We start from the raw sequence: 18,870 nt of genomic DNA on the forward strand, positions 1-18,870 counted from the left end.
TTTATATATTTTTTTAATAATTTTATAGTTTAAAAATTATTAATTGTCAAAATTTTAACCATAAATTATAATAAATTCTATTTATCTATAAAAAAATACTATGAACTAATTAAATTCTAGTTCATAGTATTTTTACTTATATATTCGAATATTTCATTATAATTTTTTCTGCACACTTTATTCCATCTACTGCAGCTGTAACTATACCACCTGCATATCCTGCACCTTCTCCACATGGATATAGATTTTTAACATTTACAGACTCTAAAGTTTCCTCATCTCTAACTATTCTTATAGGAGCTGATGATCTAGTTTCTACACCTGTTAAAACTGCATCATGCATAGCAAATCCATTTAATCTTTTATCTAAAGAAATTAATGATTCTTTCATAGTCGTAGTTACAAACTCCGGAAGACATTCTCTTAAATCTACAAATTCTATTCCTGGCTTATATGATGGTTCTACACTGCCTAATGATGTAGATACTTTATCATTTATAAAATCTCCTACAAGTTGAGCTGGAGCATTATAATTTTTTCCACCTAATTCATAAGCTAACCTTTCATATTTTTCTTGGAAATATACTCCTGCTAATGGATCATCGCTTCCAAAGTCTTCTGGAAGTACATTTACTAAGAAAGCACTATTGGCATTTACTTGGTCTCTTGCATGTTCACTCATACCATTTGTCACTACTTCAAATTCATTAGATGCTGAGGCTATTACAGTCCCTCCTGGGCACATACAGAATGTATATGCAGTTCTACCATTTGATGCGTGATCTATCAGTCTATAGTCTGCTGCACCTAATCTAGGATGATTATAATATTCTTTGTACTGAGACTTGTTTATTAATTCTTGAGGATGCTCAATTCTTGCCCCTATAGCAAAAGGTTTTTGAATTATTTTTACACCTCTTTTATTTAACATTTTATAAGTATCCCTTGCACTATGGCCTATTGCAAGTATTATGACTTCTGACTCTATTTTTTCTACATCATTTATTACTACTGATTTTATTTCTCCATTTTCAATTTCAATATCTGTAACCTTAGCATCAAACTTAACTTCCCCGCCAAGTCTTATTATTTCATTTCTTATATTCTTAACTACGCCTTTTAATATATCTGTTCCTACATGTGGCTTATGAGAGTATAATATTTCATTTGGAGAACCAAAATTAACAAGCTCTTCTAGAACTTTTCTACATCTTATATCCTTTATCCTTGTAGTAAGCTTACCATCTGAGAAAGTTCCTGCTCCCCCTTCCCCAAATTGTACATTTGAATTATTTTTAAACTTTCTGTTAGTCCAAAAATTATATATATCTTTAGTTCTTTGGTCTACGTCTAGCCCTCTTTCTAAAAGAAGTGGATTATATCCTCTTTGTGCTAATAAAAGTGCTGCAAATAATCCAGCTGGACCACTACCTATTATTACAGGTCTATTCTTTAATTTTGCTTCTCCTGTTTGAACACCTATATATCTTGTCTCTTTTAATTTTATTACATCTTTTATATTAGCTTTTATTAATTTTTCTTCATTTTTAACGTCTACATCTACAGTGTATACAAAATCAATCTTTCCTCTTCTTGCATCTATAGATTCTTTATATATAGTATACTTTATAAGGTCTTTTTCTTTTATTTTCAATTTTTTTAATATAAGTTTCTTTAATACTGATATATCTTCATTTATGCTTATTTTTAAATTAGATATTCTTAACATAGTTTTCCTCCTATTTACATCTTAATAGTTTGTATTTTTACTTTATATCTAAAAATACATTAAAAACATTATAAAAGCTAGGGTATATACCTAGCTTTCTATAAATATTACATCTATATTCTCTTTTTCTAGACCTTCTTCCCAAATTTCATCTAATATAAACTCTTTTATATCTTCTTTTATACTTGATTTTTCTAATTTTGGATTTAAATTTTTTACTAAAGCTAACATATCCATTGATTTACCTATTCTCTCTACATAAATAGGATTAACTTTAATACTAACTAATTTTAGATCACATATAAATTGTTCTTTATCACTTAAGTCTATTCTATCGTCGTATTTATAAATTTTAAATTCTGCTACACCTTCAAAAGGTGTTATTTCTTCTATACCTGCTAAATTCATATTGTTAGTCCTTTTTAGTTATAAGTCCTCTTATAACCTTCATATTGTTGAATATTTTCTCTAAGAATATTTCAGCTTCTTCATTATCATCTAAAAGAGCTATTTGTAATTCATCATTTTCAGATATCCCTTTATTTTTACAGTATTCTTTTCCTATTTCTATTAATTCATTTTTCTTATCTTGAGATAAGTCAAATTCCTTATAATCTATTATTATATATTGTTTAGTTTTTTGAACACTAGATTCATTATATCCTATTTCTATATGATAAATAACCGCATAAAGGTTATTTGGATTTTCTTCTCCATTATACACAGGAACTGCTGGATTAGATTTTATGTAATTTGTTGATACGGCAATTGCGCTTCCTAACTTAAGACTCATACATGTACCTCTTTCTGTATATTTTATATCTTTATTTTATACATTATTTGAACATATTAAAACCTTTTTTAATAAAAAATATAAAATTTATACAGATATATTTATATTTTTGAATAAAATTTTAGGAATTATATTTAAATATAATTCCTAAAATTTTAGTTTATGCTTTTTATTAAGATACTTTAAGATCTTTATATCTTTTTCCTAATGTACTAGGGCTTATTTCATACTTCTTAGATATTTGAGCTTGTGTTATACTTTCTCCAGCATTTTTCTTTATGTGGTATTCAACAGCAGCTGCCCATCCATTTTCAGATCCTTTAACATCTGAGTTTGTTTTTGTATACTCTTTCCAGAATGATACACAAGCATCTATATGCTCAGCTTCAACATTTTGTCTAAGGACAGAACATACTTTACAATCATCTTCTTGTCCTTCTTCAGAAGTTAAAGCTACTTCTTCTTGTACTTTTTTCATTTTTGATTCTTTTTGTTCTTTTAAATATTCTGCTATACTTGGATCAAGTAATTGTTGCATATACTTATATAATATGTGTGTATGATGGATTAAGAATGTCTTCATATCTTTATATAAATCTTCATATTGATTGAATAGATATCTAACATCATTACATATTACGTCTTTAACTGCACTAGATATACTTATAGTTACATCTATTAATATACTAGTTCCTTCTATTTCAACTATTCTAGCTATCATACAGCTTCCAACTTTAAAGTCTTTTAATAAGTTGATGTCTTCTGTTGAAATTTCTCTCTCAGTTAAACAGTCTTTTAATACTATTTTACCTTCTAATATTTCTGTAACTTCATATACGCTTACATAAGATTCAAATAAACTTCTTAACACTTCAACATCTTGAGTTGTTAAGTTATCTCTATTTTCTTCATAAAATTCAACTGTCATTACTTTCTTATTTTCCATTATGTGGTCTTGGATAAAATAAGTGTTGAAGAATCTTTCAAATTTTTCATTAGTTGCTTCATCCTCAACTATATAGAACATTTCCTTAGCTTTTTCACATTCTTCTTTAAATTTATCTTGTTTAGCAAATTCCTGTATTCTTGTATATAATTGTGAATATTGTTTTTGTGTAGAACTAACTTTTCTCTCAGCTCTCTCCATAACAACATCTTTATTTAAACAGCATTTTTTATATTTTTTGCCACTTCCACAAGGGCATAACTCATTTCTCCCTAACAATGTGACTGTCACTCCTTCATTTTTATATTAGATTAAAGTACAATTTATTATTATACCATTTTTTATTAAATGATTCTATAAATATCATATTATTTTATTAAATTTATGTATACTGTTAAGTTTTGGTATATAAAATTGACCTTTGGATATATATAGTGTTTCTACAGATTTTTTAAATATTCCTTCATATTTATTTTGTCATTTTTATACTTAATACTATTAAATATCTTATAAGACTTTGTATATATACACTATCCTTTCTTAAAATATGTTTTTCTTTTCAAAATCTATCCTAATATACAAAAAAACTATCTAAATTTATAGATAGTTCTTATTTTTTATTTTGTATTCTATTTTTTAAGATTCTTTTTCTGGATAAAAAGGTTCTTTATCAATTAAAACTGATACGTCTCCCTTCTCAGATATTTCAACCTTAAAACTAGATTCTTTATCTTTGCTCTGTGGTCTTGGAGCTACTGTAATAAATCCTTTTGTTACTAACTCTTGGATAATGTCTGTATCATTATTTATTTTATTTATTTCAATTTCTCCACTTTGTATGGCTAAATTTGTAGCCGTAACTAAACCTGATGCTGCTACCTTATCGGCATTAATTTTTGCCGTCTGCTGAACTTCTCCAAACTTCAGAAATCCTATCCCAGATAATATTCCTAAAATAGTTATAACTATAACCATTTCTACTAGTGTGAATCCTTGCTTCTTTTTGCTTTTTTTATTAATCATAATTTCACCTCTTAAAATGAACTTGATAAATCAAACATAGGAGTTATCATTGCTATAGCAAATACCCCCACAAAAATACCTATTATGACTATTATTGTAGGTTCTATAGATTTGATTACTTTCTCTATTTTTGTACTTAGTTTGCTTGTATATAGATCTTCGCTAGATTTTAAACATCTATCTAATCGCCCACTTTCTTCTCCTATTTTTATTATACTTATGAGCGATTTTGGAAATATATTTGATAAGCTTATTGAATATGAAATACTATTCCCTTTGTTGATATGATCTATTGAAATTAAAATTTTTTTATAAATATATTTATTATCAATAACTCTTGCAGATATTTCTACTGCCTCAGTTATCTGTATACCACTTTCTATTAATAGCCTTAGTGTTGAACAAAATCTACTAGCCACTAATAATTCTATTATACCTCTTATTATTGGCAATCTTAATGCTACTATATATAGTATAGCTTTAAATGTGTAAGTATATTTATATAAATAAAATATCCCAGATACTATTGATAATAAACCAAATATTATTGTACTAAAGTTATTTCTGAAGAATTTTCCTAAATTTATAAGTACCTTTGTTAATACTGGAATATCTATATCATTTACTATGAAAATAGATTCAAAATTTGGTATTATCATAGTTATTGCAACTATTACAGAGATTAAAAATGATATACAAACAAATGCTGGGTATATCAACATATTTTTTATCCTAGACTTGGACTTATATTGATTGTCATAATACTTAGCTAGATTATTCATAGCATATTCTAACTTTCCAGTAACTTCACCTGCTCTTATAGTACTTATAAAAAACATTGAAAATGAATTTGTATTTTGAAATGATTGACTTATAGAATTACCTTTTTGTATATCTTGTATTATTTTATTTATGACTCTTCTTATCTTTGGGCTTGATTGATTTCTTATTAATTCAAATGCATTTATTATATGACATCCTGAATCTAATAATATACCCATTTCATTGCATAAATCTTTTAATTCTCTATCTTTTAATTTGTATGATTTCTCTTTTAACTTTTTATTTTTATTATTTACTACTTTACTTTCAGTAAAATCCTCATATATATTAGAATCCATTTTATCCTCGTTTATTGTATAAATTATAATTTTAAATACCTATTTCTAAACTTATGTATTCTTCTTCAGTAGTTATATTATTATCGATTAAATCTTTTGCACTTTCTTCAAATGTTATCATGCCATTTTTTATTGCAGTATCTTTTATGGTGTTATAATCTTGCATATTTTGTATATCTTTTCTTATATCATTATCTATTTCTAGTATTTCATAAATAGCAGTTCTTCCTTTATAGCCCAATCCATTACATTCTTCGCACTCCCTATTTGTATGTTTCTCATTAGTTTGGTTTAATTCATTTACTTCCTTCTGCATAATACAAGTGGTACATACTTTTCTTATGAGCTTTTGAGATATAATTCCTATTAGAGATGCACTTATCAAATATTGTGGTATTTCCATATCTAATAATCTAGATATGGCAGATACTGCATCTTTAGTATGTATAGTACTTATCACTAAATGGCCTGTAGTAGCTGCTTTTATTGCTATTTTTGCTGTTTCTATATCTCTTATTTCTCCAACTATAATTATATCTGGGTCTTGTCTTAATATAGACCTTAATCCATTTTCAAAACTCAAGCCTACTTTATTATTTACTTGTATCTGGTTTACTCCTTCTATTTTGTACTCTACAGGATCCTCTATAGTCACTATGTTTTTACTTGTGCATTTTAAATCATTTATTATAGAGTATACTGTTGTAGTTTTTCCACTTCCTGTTGATCCTGTTACTAATAATATCCCTGACTTTTTATTTATAATACTTTCTATCTTATCTATAGCTTTATTAGAAAATCCAAGTTCTTCTTTTCTTTTTAGAAATGACTTTCTATTTAATATTCTTAAAACAATTTTTTCACCATAAACAGTTGGTAGAGTTGATGCTCTAATATCAATCACTTGACCTTTTACCTCAATGGCAAGTCTACCATCTTGAGGTAATCTTTTTTCAGTTATATTCATAAATGTATCTAATTTTATTACTACTAATAGTTGTTGATATACTTCATATTCTATTTTTATATCTTCTACTAAGAATCCATCTATCCTTAACCTAACTATTATATGCTCTTTAAATGGTTCTATGTGTATATCACTAGCATTTTTTATTATAGCTTTGTCTAATATACTTTTAAAAATGTCTCTTGCATAAGTTTCATTTAAATTTATATTATTTCCTATGTACAATTCTTCTTCTGGTCTTTTTAGAACTTCTTCTTTTACATCATTTTGTATGTGTTTATGTTTCATATTAAACACTTTGTATTTGTTTCTAATTATTTTATTTTTTAAAGATATACTCTCAATTTTATTTAGGTTTATTTTATTTACCTCCTATATACTCAAATTTACCTTGATAATTAATTTTTCCAATTTGATACTCTCTAATTAGTATCGCCATCATGCTACTTATTAATATATACTAGTTAATATTATCAACATATATTTGTCTTTCATACAACTATACTCCCTATAAATTAATTTTTATGTTATTTAATTTCTAATAATATCATCCATATTTTTAATAACTCTTTAGAGTTCTAAGTATATTAAATAATATGTAGTTTAATTCTAATAAAAAAAGAGAAAGACACGTTGTGCCTTTCTCTTTTTTTATTATTCTTCATACTTCAAAATTCTATTTATTATCTCTTCTTTTAACTCTTCCATTTTATCAAAGTTCATATTAGGCACATAGTATGCTTCTATAATATCATGCTTTGCCTTAGCCTTTTTTAAGTTTGATATAGCATAATTTAATAGCTCATCAAATACTTTTTTATCAAACTTAATTTCTTCTATATATTTTTCTAATTTTTCTTCATCTAGGTAAGCATTTAAATTTATAGTATTCTTACCTTCAAATAAACTACTTACGGTTATACCTATATCTAAATCTTTTATTATTACAGTTTCAATCTTATCCTTAATAAGTGGATAATGAAAAATTTCCACATTCATTCCCTTTTGAATGGCTTTATCACATATATTTCGTAAAAACGTAGTTTTACCTGTTCCTATATTACCTTTCAAGTGATATACCTTATTAACTTGACTTAATATACTATCTGCATAATCTAAATGTCCGACTGGTGTTATAGCTGTTCCAAATAAATGTCTTGGTGATTTATAAATACCAGTACTACTAGAATCTTTAAATATATCGTGTATAAAATGCTCTATTTTTAGATTTACTTGACCAAAGTCCATGCAATCTCTATACTTTTCTTCTATATCATAATAAATTGGCTCAGCAGCTTTTAAATACTTATATGCTCTTTTAAATGAGTTACTTATATCTTTTCCACATTCTACAATAGTATCTTTATTTTTTTCTAATTTTTCTACATCCCAATATTCACCAAAATTTAATATTTCATCTATAGCACCAGGGTCTTTTGGGTCTACAATATGCGGTGCAGTTGCATCTAGCAGAACTACTCCTAATTTAAGTATCACAACCCCATCTAAAGAGCTTGGATCTGATGGACAGTAGTGTAGCTCTACATCATACCCTTTTTCAATAAATTCTTTTGCTATTTTTTTCATAAATGATGATTTTCCAACTCCTGGTCCACCTTTTAAGCAAAAGATTCTATTAACATTTTGAGGTATTATATTATCAAAAAAATTAAATGATCCATTTGCCGTATTTCCACCTGGGAATAACTTCCTAACTCTACCTGCCATGATTTAGCCCCCTCATATTTTTCTTCTACTTTATAAAATATTAATTTGCATTTTATTTTGTTACTATCTTAAAAATTATTTTGTCTATAACTAATTATTTTAATACATTTTTTTATATTAAAATTCAATGAATACCTTTTATAATTATATTCTTATTTACTTATAATATTTATTTAATCATTTTGTAATATAGCTATATTTAACTAAATAATCTTAAATAAAAATAGAACCGTCTCAATTTTGAGACGGCTCCTTATACTACGCTACATTATTTTGTATTTCTTGTTTTATCTTCTTATTTTTAATTATATTATAAATTGGCAAGCCAGCTAATGTTATTATAAGTCCTAATATAGCATTTTGTGTTTGAGTGATAAATGTACTAACAACAATAAATACTCCTCCTATTATTGCTATTATAGGTATTACTGGATATAACGGTACTTTATATGATCTCTTCATATTTGGCTTATCTTTTCTAAGTTTTATAACTCCTACAAATAACATTGTGTAGAATATCCATATTGTAAATATTGCTAAATCAGATAGGAAATTGAACTGACCTGATAAAGAATATATTATTGCTAACCCAGCTATTAACCACATTCCATTTAATGGAACACCATTATTATTTAACTTAGCAAAAGTTTTTGAAAAAGGTATTCTCCCGTCACATCCCATTATATAAGGTATTCTTCCTCCGGTCATCAAGAAACCATTTAATGTTCCAAATACCGATATTAATATACCTACACTTATCACCTTAGCTCCTGATTCTCCAAATAATTTACTTGCTACAAGTGTAGCTGGTGCACTTACTGCTGCCATCTCTGATGCTGGAACAACACATAAGTATGCTACATTTATAATTATGTATACTCCCATTACTAAAGAAATTCCGCCTACTATAGCTTTAGGTAAATGCTTAGCTGGATCTTTCATCTCACCTGCTAATGCTCCCACATATATCCATCCATCGTATGCAAATAAAGTTGCTATAAGTACTTGAGATATGGCGCTAACCATATTCGTATTTTCACCTACCAGAGGTGTCATTATATCTGTTGATGGTTCTCCTTTTATAAATCCAAATATAACTATAAGTGCTAAAGGTATTAACTTACATATTGTAGATACAGTTTGTATTCCTCCTCCAAATTTGGCTCCTAGAGAATTTAATAAAGCTATAAGCACTATTACTCCTATTGCAATTAAAATTACATATATGTCACTTTGTAAACTCAATAAGCTCACTGCTTCTTGTGCAAATATAATTCCTAGCGCTGCTGTTATTGCAGGTATAAATAGTATAGATTGCATCCATCCTGTTAAAAATCCTACTTTTTCACCGTAAATTTCTTCTAAATAAACTATTAATCCACCTGGTTTTACTATACTAGAAGATATTTCAGCTGCTGTAAGCCCAGCAGCTATAGTTATAAGTCCCCCTATTAACCATGCTAAAAGTCCTAGACATGCTCCTCCATTTGTAGATTCATATATGGCTTGTGGTTTAAAGAATACTCCCGAACCTATTAGCATTCCTACTACCGTAGAAAGTGCTGCACTTAAGCCTAATGTCTTTCTTAATCCTTTTTGATTATTGTTACTCATTGTTTCACCCCCAAGTTGCTCTATTTCGTGTTATTTTACATATTTTACTATTTAATTTAATAAATATCAATATAAATTGACATTTTAGTTTTAATTTTTTAAATTTTTTTAATTTTAAAATATTTACTTTAATTAATATAAATTTATAAATTATTTTTCTATAAATAATATAAAAAAATAGACTATCTCAGTTTTGAGATAGTCTATTTCATACTAGTCAACAGTTATTTCATAACCAGCTTCATTGTATTGGCTTATTATTTCTTTCCATATTTCTTCTACTCCAGTTTTCTTAAGAGAAGATATAGGAAGTATCTTTTCATCTTTATCTAATTGTAATTTCTTTCTTATCATACTAAAATGCTTTTGGTATTTACCTTTAGCTATTTTATCTGCTTTAGTAGCTATTACTACGCATTTATATCCAAAGTGCTTTATCCATTCATACATCATAACGTCATCACTTGTAGGTTCATGTCTTATATCTACTAATAAGAATATTGCACATAATTCTTCTCTATCAGCTAGATATCTTTCCATTATAGTTCCCCATTTTTCTTTTTCAGATTTTGCAACCTTTGCATATCCGTAACCTGGAAGGTCAACAAAGAAAAATTCTTGGTTTATAAGATAGAAGTTTATTGTTCTAGTTTTACCAGGCGTCTGACTTGTTCTAGCAAAATTTCTTCTATTTAATAATGTATTTACTGTTGATGATTTTCCAACGTTAGATCTACCAACTAAAGCTATTTCTGGTATACCTTCGTCTGGGTATTGAGCTCTGTTTACTGCACTCATTGTTATTTCTGCACTTCTAATTTTCATTACTTTTCACCATTCCTTACTAATGCCTGCTCTAATACTTGGTCCATATGGTCTACAAGTACAAATTCCATTTTTTCTTTTACATTTTCAGGTATTTCATCTAAATCAGCTTCACACTCTTTTGGAAGTAATACCTTTGTTATTCCAGATCTATGTGCAGCCAATAGTTTTTCTCTAACTCCACCTACAGCTAAAACTCTTCCTCTAAGAGTTATTTCTCCTGTCATAGCAACATCATTTCTTACTGGTATATTTGTTAATGCTGATAAAACAGCTAAAGCCATTGTTATACCTGCTGATGGACCATCTTTAGGTACTGCACCTTCTGGTAAATGTATGTGTATATCTTTATTTTGGTAAAAATCAGGATCTATATCAAATTTGTCAGCAATTGATCTTATATAAGATATACCTGTTCTAGCTGATTCTTTCATTACATCACCTAGTTTACCAGTTAATACTATTTGGCCTTTACCTTTTACAACATTTACTTCTACAGTTAGAGTTTCTCCTCCAACAGACGTCCATGCAAGACCTGTTACAACACCTACTTCTGGTTTAGTTCCTGCTAATTGATGTCTATATTTATTCTTACCTAAGTAATCATCTAGGTCAGATTTATTTATAACTATTTCTTCTAAAGATTTATCTTCTACATACTTTTTAGCTGCTTTTCTGCATATTTTACCTATAGTTCTTTCAAGGTTTCTTACCCCTGCTTCTCTAGTATAAGATCCTATTATCTCTCTCATAGTTTCTTCATTTATTTTAACAAAACCAGGTGCTAAACCATGTTCTTTTATTTGTTTAGGTAATAAATATTTATTAGCTATATTAAGCTTTTCCTCTTCTATATATCCAGATACCTCTATTATTTCCATTCTATCTAATAAAGGTCTTGGAATAGTTCCTAAGCTATTTGCAGTTGTAACAAATAATATTTTTGATAAATCAAAAGGAACTTCCATGTAGTGATCCACAAAATCTTTGTTTTGCTCTGGATCTAAAACTTCTAACATTGCAGCAGATGGATCTCCCTTATAATCTGCTGACATTTTATCTATCTCGTCTAGTAAGAATACTGGATTTTTAGTTTTGGCTTCTTTTATTCCATTTATTATTCTTCCTGGTATAGCTCCTACATAAGTTCTTCTATGACCTCTTATTTCAGCTTCATCTCTAACTCCACCTAAAGATATTCTAACGAATTTTCTTCCTAATGAGTTCGCTATCGATTTTGCTATAGATGTTTTACCAACACCTGGAGGTCCTACTAAACATATGATAGGTCCTTTTAGTGATTTTGATAATGTTCTTATAGCTAAATACTCAAGTATTCTTTCTTTTACTTTTTCTAATCCATAATGTTCATTATCTAATATTTCTTTAGCTTTTTCTATATCAAGCTTGTCTCTAGTTTCATTGTTCCAAGGTAATGAGAATATATTATCTAAATACCCTCTTAAAACTGATACATCTGGAGACATTGGTGATATTCTAGAAAACTTATCTATTTCTTTAGATATCTTTTCTTTTGTTTCTTTAGGAGCTTTTATTTTCTTAAGCTTTGCTCTATACTCGTCAGCTTCAGAATTTATGTCTTCTTCTTCTCCTAATTCTTTTTGTATAGCTTTTAATTGTTCTCTTAGGTAATATTCCTTTTGAACCTTATTCATTTGCTTTTTAACTCTTAGAGTTATTTTCTTTTCTATTTTAAGTATATCTATCTCTTCTAAAAGAGTTTTGTATATTAATTCTAATCTTTTCTTAATATCAAACTCTTCTAAAACTTCTTGCTTTTGTTCTGGTTTTAGATAGATATTAGCAGCTATAGTGTCTATAAAACGATCTACATTTTCTATTTCACCTAGAGATATTAATATTTCTGGTGATACTCTATTTCCTATGTTTATGTACTCTTCAAATGCATCAAACACATTTCTTACAAGTGCTTCTACCTCAATATCTTCCTCTGCATTTTCATCATCGTATGCTATTTCCTCTATTGTTGCTTTAAAATACCCTTCTTCATTGCTTACTTCTTTTATTTTACCTCTTGAAATTCCTTCTACTAATACACGTACTGTATCCCCAGGAAGTTTTATCATTTGTTTAACTTTACATATAGTTCCTACATGATAAAAATCATCTTCTGTTGGCTCATCAACTTCTGCTGCTTTCTGAGAAGTTAAGAATACTAACTCATCAGCTAACATAGCTTGGTCTAAAGCTTTTAAAGATATTTCTCTTCCTATGTCAAAGTTTAGTATCATATATGGGAATATCGCTAATCCCCTCAGTGGAATTAGCGGTAATTCATGTTCTATCTTCGTATAATTCTGTTCCACTAATATCACTCCTTAAAGTGCTAGATTTTATTGCTTTATATATTATATATTTACAATCCCTAATTTTCAACATTTATAGAAAAATTCACTTTGCTTAAAGAATGTATAAACAAATTTATTGATTTGGTAAAATCTTTTATCACTTTTCTCTTATTTTATTATGTTGTAATATTGAATGTAATATACTAATGAATAAACTTTATATTTTTTATATTAGAATAATATATATTTATTTATAAATATACTCTTATATAATTTTTATGATAAACTTTAAATAGGTTTTATATGAATAGTTTATATGATATTTTAATAATAAACAAGTTTTGACTATTATATGTAATGATCCTCTTTTATCTAATTAATGATATTTTATACTTTTTAAAGTTTATTAATCTATTAATACCCATTAATTATAGTTATAAAATCCTTACATTTAAAAAGGAGCTTTTAAGGCTCCTCTTTTTTATTATGCACTTTCTTCTTGATCTTTTAATATAAATACTGGTTGTTCTCCTTTAGTTACACATTCCTTTGTAACTACAACTTTTTTAACGTCATCTCTCGATGGAACTTCAAACATGCTCTCCATCATGATTCCTTCAACTATACTTCTAAGACCTCTTGCACCTGTGTTTCTTTCTATAGCTTTATTAGCTATTGCACGAAGTGCGTCATCTTCGAATTCTAGTTCAACGTCATCTATTTCTAAAAGCTTTTTGTATTGTTTTACTAAAGCATTTTTAGGTTCTTTTAATATTTGAACTAAAGCATTTTCATCTAATAATTCTAGAGTTGCAACAACAGGAATCCTTCCTATAAACTCTGGTATTAAACCAAATTTAAGTAAATCTTCTGGAAGTACTTGGGCATATACCTTTCCTAAATCCATTTCTTTTTTACTTTCAATTTTAGCTCCAAATCCTAGAGTTTTTTCTTTACCACGGCCTTGTATTATTTTTTCAATACCATCAAAAGCTCCACCTAATATAAATAATATATTAGTTGTATCTATTTTTAAGAATTCTTGATGTGGATGCTTTCTACCACCTTGTGGTGGAACGTTAGCTGTTGTTCCTTCTAATATTTTTAAAAGAGCTTGTTGAACACCTTCTCCACTAACATCTCTAGTTATAGATGGATTTTCTGATTTTCTAGCTATCTTATCTATCTCATCTATATATATTATTCCTCTCTCAGCCTTTTCTACATCAAAGTCAGCTGCTTGGATAAGCTTTAGTAGTATGTTTTCTACGTCTTCTCCAACGTATCCAGCTTCTGTTAAAGATGTTGCATCAGCCATTGCAAAAGGAACATTTAGAGTTTTTGCTAGTGTTTGAGCTAATAATGTCTTCCCTGAACCTGTAGGCCCAAGTAAAAGTATATTACTCTTTTGTATTTCTACATCTTTATTGCTTGCCTTTTTACTGTATATTCTTTTATAATGATTATAAACTGCTACTGATAAAGCTTTTTTAGCTGTTTCTTGACCAATTACATAACCATTTAAGATATCCATCATCTCTTTTGGCTTAGGTAGAGATGTTGTATCCTCTTCAACAGTGTCTTCTATTTCTTCTTGGATTATTTCATCACAAAGTTCAACACACTCATCACATATATAAACACTTGGACCTGCAATTAACCTTCTTACTTGCTCTTGGTTTTTGCCGCAGAATGAACATTTTAACTGTCTTTTGTCTTCATTTTTTGACATATTAAGCACCTCTTCCTATCTACGGTCTTTTTGTGTGATTACTTCATCTATTAAACCATATTCCTTAGCTTCTTGTGCGCTCATGAAGTTATCACGTTCAGTATCCATTTGAATAGTTTCTAATGGCTGACCTGTTCTTTCAGATAATATTTTATTTAAAGTGTCTTTCATTTTTAATATTCTTTTTGCGTGTATTTCTATATCAGTTGCTTGCCCTCTAGTCCCACCTAATGGTTGATGTATCATTATCTCACTATTTGGTAATGCAAATCTCTTTCCTTTTTCTCCTGCTGCTAATAAGAATGCTCCCATAGACGCTGCCATACCTATACAGATAGTGCTTACATCTGGTTTGATATATTGCATTGTATCATATATTGCCATTCCAGCAGTTATACTTCCACCTGGTGAATTTATATATAAATGTATATCTTTATCTGGGTCATCTGCTTCTAGGAAAAGTAATTGTGCCACTACAAGACCTGCTGTAGCATCATTTACTTCGTCTCCTAAGAATATTATTCTATCTTTTAATAATCTAGAATATATATCGTAAGATCTTTCTCCTCTTCCTGTTTGTTCAACAACTACAGGTACTAATGCCATAGATCATACCCCCTCTATATGTTTATATTTATTTTGTTTATATATAATTTACAGTAGCCTAAAAGGCTACTGTAAAAAATTAAGCTATTACTGCATTATCAACTAATAAATCTATAGTTTTTCTTATCTTTATTTGACCTTTTATATCTTCTATATCAGTTTCTCTTAAAGATGCTTTTATTTTATCAGATTCCATGTTGTACATTTTAGCCATTTTTTCTAATTCTTCGTTCATTTCTTCTTCTGAAACTTCTATAGCTTCAGTTTTAGCTATTGCTTCTAATACTAATGAAGATTTTACTAATCTAGCAGCATCTTCTCTTCTTTCTTCTCTTAACTCTTCTATGCTTCTTCCAGTCATTTGTAATAACTGTTGTAAGTTTAATCCTTGGTATTGTAATTGCATGTTAAGTTCCATTAACATATTGTCTATTTGATGTTGTATCATAGCTTCTGGTATTTCTATTTCTGTATTTGCAGAAACTTTTTCAACTATAGCATTTCTCATTTCAGCTTCAGCTGAAGCTTTTGCGTTTTCTTCTAACTTAGCTCTTAAGTCAGATTTTAATTCAGCTAATGTATCAAACTCACTTGAATCTTTAGCAAATTCATCATCTAATTCTGGTAATTCTTTTACCTTAACATCATTTACTTTAACTTTGAATACTGCAGGCTTTCCAGCTAAGTTTTCAGCATGGTATTCTGCTGGGAACTCAACGTTTACTTCTACTTCTTCTCCAGCTTTCTTTCCTACTAATTGATCTTCAAATCCTGGTATGAAAGTGTTTGATCCTATAACTAAGCTATAGTTTTCACCTTTTCCACCTTCAAATGCTACACCATCAACGAATCCTTCGAAGTCTATTATAGCTGTGAATCCTTTTTCTAATGCTTTATCTTCTGCACTTACTAATCTAGCGTGCTTGTTTTGCATTTCTTGTAGGCTTACTTCAACTTCTGCTTCAGTTACATTATTATCAACTTTAGCTATTTCTATACCTTTGTAAGCTCCTAATTCAAACTCTGGTTTAACCTCAACAGTAACAACCATAACTAATCCGTTGTCTTTGCTTATTTCTTCTACATCTAAGTCTGGTCTATCTATTGGATCTATATCTAATTCTTTTATAGCTTCTGGATAAACTTCAGGGAATAATAATTCTATAGCATCGTTGTAGAATACACCTTTACCGTATTGAGATTCTATTACAACTCTTGGAGCTTTACCTTTTCTGAATCCTGGTATATTGAACTTTCCTTTATTTTTATTGTATGCTTTTGTTACTGCTGCTTCAAATTTATCATTTTCTACAGTTATTTTTAAAGATACTTTAGTACCTTCTTTTTTTAATAATTCTGCTTTCATTAACTTAATCCTCCTAGTTATTGTTATGTAATTAATTTATATTGATTTTAATTTACAATATTATAGTTTAACTCTTTAATTATATCACATAAGTTTTTTTATTTACAAGTATTCACTTAGTTTATAAAACTTTTGAATACTTGTTTATATCTTAATTTCTGTCATATTTATTTTTCCATTATCTATATCTAATATTACAAAACTTTTATATGCGACTCCCCTTGGAAAAGATACACTTCCAGGATTAATATATAAAATTTCACCTTTTTCTTTACATAAAGGTGTATGAGTATGACCAAATACAACTATATCTGCATTTACAGACTTTGCTTTTATTTCTAGTTCATCTAATCCATACTTTACTCCATACTTATCCCCATGACACAAGAATATAGTTTTATCCTCTATATCAAATACCAATTCATCTTCTACATTTTCAAAATCACAATTTCCTTTTACAGCCATAATAGGAACATTAGTCATATTGTGTATATACTTAGAATCAGAAAAATTATCTCCTGCATGAATTAGTAAATCACAATCTTTTAAGTAGGGTATAGCTTTATCTATAAACTTAGTTATCATGTGTGTATCACTTACTATACCTATTTTCATTATCTCACTACCCTTTTAGAAAACTCACTTTTCATTAATTTTAATGCATTAGCTCTATGGCTTATACTATTTTTTACAGAACTTGGCATTTCTGCAAATGTTTTATTATATCCACTTACTATAAATAATGGGTCATATCCAAATCCATTTTTACCTTTTTCTTCAAATCCTATAGCCCCTTCACAAGTTCCTCTAACTACAAACTCTTTTCCATCTGGGAATACTACAGCTATAGCTGATACAAATCTTGCAGTTCTTTGACTTGCAGCCACATTATTTAAAGATTTCATTAACTTTTGTCTATTTTCTTCATCAGTTGCATTTTCTCCTGCAAATCTAGCAGAATAAATTCCTGGTTTTTTCCCTATAGCATCTACCTCTAATCCTGAATCATCAGCTATTGTTATCATATTTGTTTTCTTTGCTATAGTTCTTGCCTTTATAAGTGCATTATGTTCAAATGTTTTTCCATCTTCAACTATTTCTATTCCCGCTAAATCTACATCTTTTAATGAATATACATTGTATTCAAAATCTTCTAGTATAGCACCTATTTCTTCTAATTTATGAGCATTATTTGTTGCTATAACAACTTCATTTCCATACTCCATACCTAATATTTCATCTGCTATTTCACCTAAAGCAGCTCTTTGCGCTTTTATTAATTCTTTATTTCCTTTTTCACCAAGTTCTAATAATTTATTTAAATCATTTCTTGAGAAAGGTCTTTCTTCTCCAGTTCCCTGAACTTCAACAAATTCACCTTTATCAGTCATTATTATATTCATATCTACATGTGCATTTGAGTCCTCTTCATAACATAAGTCAAGCATATGTTCTTGGCCAACTATACCAACACTTATTGCAGATACAAAGTTTGTTATTGGCATTTCTTTTATTGCTTTTGATTTATGTAATTTATTTAAAGCATCTACAACCGCTACAAATGCCCCTGTTATTGATGCTGTTCTAGTTCCACCATCAGCTTGAATAACATCACAGTCTACCCATATAGTTCTTTCGCCTATTTTAGATAAATCTACAACAGATCTTATAGTTCTTCCTATTAGTCTTTGTATTTCTTGAGTTCTCCCGTCTAGCTTTCCTCTTGATGCTTCTCTTATTTTTCTTTGATGAGTAGATCTTGGTAACATAGAATACTCAGCATTTATCCATCCTGTGCCAGTGTGTCTTAAAAATGGTGGTACTTTATCTTCGATTGAAGCTGTACATATTACTTTTGTTTCCCCCATTTCTATAAGCACAGAACCTTCTGCATATTTAGTATAATTTCTAGTTATTTTTATATCTCTTATTTCATCATTTTTTCTATTATTAATTCTCGCCATATAAATACCTCTCTTAATCTTGTATGCTTAGCTTTTGTATATACTAATAATATTAGCATATATTGTTAATAGCTTTCTACATTCGTAATATTGTAGATGAAATATTATTTCTACAATAGTTTGCTT

At 28.4% G+C, this 18,870-nt stretch carries 16 protein-coding genes; all 16 read right to left on the reverse strand.

The genetic code is table 11. The features are described 5' to 3' along the window. Positions 1-136 precede the first annotated feature (136 nt). Positions 137-1,729: an FAD-dependent protein gene (locus ABHC41_RS12380; RefSeq protein WP_271893338.1), complete on the reverse strand. Its 1,593-nt coding sequence runs from the start codon at positions 1,727-1,729 to the stop codon at positions 137-139. Between the two features lie 90 nt (positions 1,730-1,819). Then, entirely contained in the window at positions 1,820-2,137 is a 318-nt protein-coding gene (locus ABHC41_RS12385; RefSeq protein ID WP_195238076.1) for a hypothetical protein, read from the reverse strand. Positions 2,138-2,141: 4 nt separating this feature from the next. Beyond that, positions 2,142-2,522 carry a hypothetical protein gene (locus ABHC41_RS12390; protein WP_092922396.1) on the reverse strand — a complete coding sequence of 127 codons (381 nt, stop codon included), beginning with the start codon at positions 2,520-2,522 and terminating at the stop codon, positions 2,142-2,144. 172 nt (positions 2,523-2,694) lie between these two features. Next, a complete protein-coding gene (locus ABHC41_RS12395) occupies positions 2,695-3,747 on the reverse strand; it encodes an SEC-C domain-containing protein (RefSeq protein ID WP_195238078.1) in 1,053 nt (350 codons plus the stop codon). Positions 3,748-4,104: 357 nt separating this feature from the next. Next, positions 4,105-4,491 carry a prepilin-type N-terminal cleavage/methylation domain-containing protein gene (locus tag ABHC41_RS12400; protein ID WP_195238079.1) on the reverse strand — a complete coding sequence of 129 codons (387 nt, stop codon included), beginning with the start codon at positions 4,489-4,491 and terminating at the stop codon, positions 4,105-4,107. Positions 4,492-4,502: 11 nt separating this feature from the next. Beyond that, positions 4,503-5,612, reverse strand: a complete 1,110-nt coding sequence (locus ABHC41_RS12405) for a type II secretion system F family protein (RefSeq protein WP_092922386.1) — start codon at positions 5,610-5,612, stop codon at positions 4,503-4,505. 31 nt (positions 5,613-5,643) lie between these two features. Next, the gene (locus ABHC41_RS12410) at positions 5,644-6,867 is read right to left on the reverse strand and encodes a GspE/PulE family protein (RefSeq protein WP_092922383.1); all 1,224 of its coding nucleotides are present in this window, start codon (positions 6,865-6,867) and stop codon (positions 5,644-5,646) included. Positions 6,868-7,233: 366 nt separating this feature from the next. Continuing rightward, complete coding sequence (locus ABHC41_RS12415; RefSeq protein ID WP_092922380.1) at positions 7,234-8,307, reverse strand: PRK06851 family protein; 1,074 nt, start codon at positions 8,305-8,307, stop codon at positions 7,234-7,236. Between the two features lie 258 nt (positions 8,308-8,565). Next, a complete protein-coding gene (locus tag ABHC41_RS12420) occupies positions 8,566-9,921 on the reverse strand; it encodes an amino acid permease (protein ID WP_195238080.1) in 1,356 nt (451 codons plus the stop codon). Positions 9,922-10,134: 213 nt separating this feature from the next. Next, positions 10,135-10,746, reverse strand: a complete 612-nt coding sequence (gene yihA, locus ABHC41_RS12425) for a ribosome biogenesis GTP-binding protein YihA/YsxC (RefSeq protein WP_166504697.1) — start codon at positions 10,744-10,746, stop codon at positions 10,135-10,137. Continuing rightward, positions 10,746-13,094: an endopeptidase La gene (gene lon, locus ABHC41_RS12430; protein WP_166504696.1), complete on the reverse strand. Its 2,349-nt coding sequence runs from the start codon at positions 13,092-13,094 to the stop codon at positions 10,746-10,748. Before lon ends, yihA begins: the two co-directional genes overlap by 1 nt. Positions 13,095-13,560: 466 nt before the next feature. After that, on the reverse strand, positions 13,561-14,808 hold the full coding sequence (gene clpX, locus ABHC41_RS12435) for an ATP-dependent Clp protease ATP-binding subunit ClpX (RefSeq protein ID WP_092922371.1): 1,248 nt from the start codon (positions 14,806-14,808) through the stop codon (positions 13,561-13,563). A 15-nt stretch (positions 14,809-14,823) separates the two neighbouring features. Beyond that, positions 14,824-15,414, reverse strand: coding sequence for an ATP-dependent Clp endopeptidase proteolytic subunit ClpP (gene clpP / locus ABHC41_RS12440; protein ID WP_092922368.1), 591 nt, complete (start codon positions 15,412-15,414; stop codon positions 14,824-14,826). A gap of 79 nt (positions 15,415-15,493) precedes the next feature. Beyond that, entirely contained in the window at positions 15,494-16,780 is a 1,287-nt protein-coding gene (gene tig / locus ABHC41_RS12445; protein ID WP_271893345.1) for a trigger factor, read from the reverse strand. Between the two features lie 144 nt (positions 16,781-16,924). Then, complete coding sequence (locus ABHC41_RS12450; RefSeq protein ID WP_092922362.1) at positions 16,925-17,395, reverse strand: metallophosphoesterase; 471 nt, start codon at positions 17,393-17,395, stop codon at positions 16,925-16,927. Next, positions 17,395-18,744, reverse strand: a complete 1,350-nt coding sequence (gene rph, locus ABHC41_RS12455; protein WP_271893348.1) for a ribonuclease PH — start codon at positions 18,742-18,744, stop codon at positions 17,395-17,397. Before rph ends, ABHC41_RS12450 begins: the two co-directional genes overlap by 1 nt. Positions 18,745-18,870: the final 126 nt, after the last annotated feature.

The sequence above is a fragment of the Romboutsia sp. 1001216sp1 genome, from assembly GCF_039841805.1.
Taxonomy (GTDB): domain Bacteria; phylum Bacillota; class Clostridia; order Peptostreptococcales; family Peptostreptococcaceae; genus Romboutsia_C; species Romboutsia_C hominis.

Coding starts and splice junctions, on each gene's coding strand:
- ABHC41_RS12405 (WP_092922386.1), bottom strand. CDS start 5,612: ATGGATTCTAATATATATGAGGATTTTACTGAAAGTAAAGTAGTAAAT.
- ABHC41_RS12420 (WP_195238080.1), bottom strand. CDS start 9,921: ATGAGTAACAATAATCAAAAAGGATTAAGAAAGACATTAGGCTTAAGT.
- tig (WP_271893345.1), bottom strand. CDS start 16,780: ATGAAAGCAGAATTATTAAAAAAAGAAGGTACTAAAGTATCTTTAAAA.
- ABHC41_RS12385 (WP_195238076.1), bottom strand. CDS start 2,137: ATGAATTTAGCAGGTATAGAAGAAATAACACCTTTTGAAGGTGTAGCA.
- yihA (WP_166504697.1), bottom strand. CDS start 10,746: ATGAAAATTAGAAGTGCAGAAATAACAATGAGTGCAGTAAACAGAGCT.
- clpX (WP_092922371.1), bottom strand. CDS start 14,808: ATGTCAAAAAATGAAGACAAAAGACAGTTAAAATGTTCATTCTGCGGC.
- clpP (WP_092922368.1), bottom strand. CDS start 15,414: ATGGCATTAGTACCTGTAGTTGTTGAACAAACAGGAAGAGGAGAAAGA.
- ABHC41_RS12400 (WP_195238079.1), bottom strand. CDS start 4,491: ATGATTAATAAAAAAAGCAAAAAGAAGCAAGGATTCACACTAGTAGAA.
- ABHC41_RS12415 (WP_092922380.1), bottom strand. CDS start 8,307: ATGGCAGGTAGAGTTAGGAAGTTATTCCCAGGTGGAAATACGGCAAAT.
- ABHC41_RS12410 (WP_092922383.1), bottom strand. CDS start 6,867: ATGAAACATAAACACATACAAAATGATGTAAAAGAAGAAGTTCTAAAA.
- ABHC41_RS12450 (WP_092922362.1), bottom strand. CDS start 17,395: ATGAAAATAGGTATAGTAAGTGATACACACATGATAACTAAGTTTATA.
- rph (WP_271893348.1), bottom strand. CDS start 18,744: ATGGCGAGAATTAATAATAGAAAAAATGATGAAATAAGAGATATAAAA.
- ABHC41_RS12390 (WP_092922396.1), bottom strand. CDS start 2,522: ATGAGTCTTAAGTTAGGAAGCGCAATTGCCGTATCAACAAATTACATA.
- ABHC41_RS12380 (WP_271893338.1), bottom strand. CDS start 1,729: ATGTTAAGAATATCTAATTTAAAAATAAGCATAAATGAAGATATATCA.